This window comes from Ruminococcus sp. BSD2780120874_150323_B10 (genome assembly GCF_015553695.1).
Taxonomy (GTDB): domain Bacteria; phylum Bacillota; class Clostridia; order Oscillospirales; family Acutalibacteraceae; genus Ruminococcoides; species Ruminococcoides intestinale_A.
The window spans coordinates 1-2228 of sequence record NZ_JADNHD010000036.1; the positions used below are offsets into that span (position 1 = coordinate 1).

General features: G+C 45.4%; 1 protein-coding gene. It reads left to right on the plus strand.

Annotation, left to right across the window (positions count from 1 at the left end; genetic code table 11):
- Positions 1-23: 23 nt before the first annotated feature.
- A partial coding sequence (locus tag I2E21_RS12055; protein WP_243240644.1) for an alpha-amylase family glycosyl hydrolase occupies positions 24-2228 on the plus strand: 2205 nt, incomplete at its 3' end.

The following is a 2228-nucleotide window of genomic DNA, read 5'->3' on the forward strand; positions in this document are numbered from 1 at the left end:
TTTTGAAAGGAGTAATCAAACCAATGAACAAGCACGGAATGCTAAAAGCGACAAGCGTTGCAATTGCACTTTGCACCGTTATGTCAAGCACAACCTTTGCATTCTCAACAGTGGCAAGTGCTGCTACCGTTGATACTACAGAAAAAGTATCTGCTTCTACAACAAAGAGCAAAGATAACTTTTCTTGGGACAATGCATCGGTTTACTTTCTCTTAACCGACCGTTTCAGAAACGGAAACACATCAAACGACCACTCATACAACAGAGGTCTTGACCAGAGCGGTAAGGTTCTTTCTAACATTGATGATAGAGCTACCTTCCACGGCGGCGACTTTGCCGGTGTTACACAGTCTATCGAAGATGGTTATTTCAATAACCTCGGTGTAAACGCAATCTGGATTTCCGCTCCGTATGAGCAGACACACGGTTATGTGGTAGGCAGCGACGGTAATCCAAGTTACGCTCACTATTCATACCACGGCTACTATGTTCTCGACTACACACAGACAGATGCAAACTTCGGTACTGCCGAGGAGTTTGAAACTCTTGTTGACACAGCTCATGAGCACGGCATCAGAGTTATTATGGATATCGTAATGAACCACTCAGGTTACAACTCGCTTTACGATATGGCAGAGTATGGTTACGGCACAGTAGCACCGGGCTGGGAAGACGCATACTATCCACATCAGAATATAAACAACAAAACATATCACAGCTTTATCGACTACGATACAAATGCAGAAGACTGGGCTAACTGGTGGGGTCCTGATTGGATTCGTTGCGGTGTAGCAGGTTATACAGAAGGTGGCGGCAGTGACCTCACAATGTCTCTTGCAGGTCTTCCTGACTTTAAAACAGAGCAGGCTTCTACAGTAGGTCTTCCAAAAATTCTCCAGAAAAAGTGGAGCGGAGAGGGCAGACTTGATTCTGAAACAGCAAAGATTAATAACTTCTTTACCAAAACAGGCAGAAGCGCGACTGTAAGCAACTACCTTGCAGGCTGGCTTTCAGAGTGGGTAAGAGAGTACGGTGTTGACGGTTTCCGTTGCGATACCGCAAAACACGTTGAATTTGCTTCTTGGAAAAACCTTAAGAATGCTTGTGTTGACGCTCTTAAAGAGTGGAGAGCAAACAACCCTGACAAGCCGGGTGCAGACTGGGATGAAGATTTCTGGATGACAGGTGAATGTTGGGATCACGGTGTTAATAAGGACGGCTACTACACACAGGGCGGATTTGATTCAATGATCAACTTCTCAACTCAGGGTGGCGGACTTTTAAGCGCAGGCAGAGTTAAGGGCACATATGATGGATTTGCAAAGGCTATCAATAACGATGACAGCTTCAATGTTCTTTCTTATGTATCTTCACACGACTCTGTTCTCGCAAGAGGCGACCTTATAGGTACAGGTTCAGGCCTTCTTTTATGCCCGGGCGGAATTCAGATATTCTACGGTGACGAAACAAACCGTCCAATGGTAGCAGGTGTTCCTAACGACGGTAACGGCGGCGCAGGTCACTCACTCAGAAGTGATATGAACTGGGACTCAATGGATACAAATGTTCTTGAGCATTGGCAGAAAGTCGGTGTATTCCGTAACAACCACATCTCTGTAGGTGCAGGCTCTAACACAAGCCTTGCATCAACATCAGGTTATGCTTTTGCAAGAGATTACGACAAGAACGGCATTACAGATAAGGTAATCGGCTGTATCTATGCTAATGCAAATACTGATGTTACAATCAACGTTGGCGACACTTGGAGCGACGGTCAGTATCTTGTAAATGCTTACGATCAGTCATCTGCTGTTGTATCAAACGGTAAGGTTACATTCAACAGCGGCAAGAACGGTACAATCCTCGTTGAAGAGCCTGACGGCAGACCACTTATGTCTGTTAAGGGTGACGCAGAGTTTACAGGTACACAGACTGTTACAGTAAGCCTTGACAAGTGCGAGCAGGCTAAGTGCTCTGTTGACGGCGGTAACAAGTTTATCGTAAAAGACGGCGACACAATCACAATCGGTAACACAGCTTACGATGGCGATACAATTACAATTACTCTTGAGGCAGAGAACGAGATCGGTTCTTCTGAGTCAAAAGCAACATTCAAGAAAAAAGTACAGGGCGGCTCAACAGCTCCTGTAAAAACAACATCTCGTCTTGTTGTAAAGACAGCTGACGGTTCAGCTCCTTATGTATATGCTTGGACAGGCGCAAGCAAC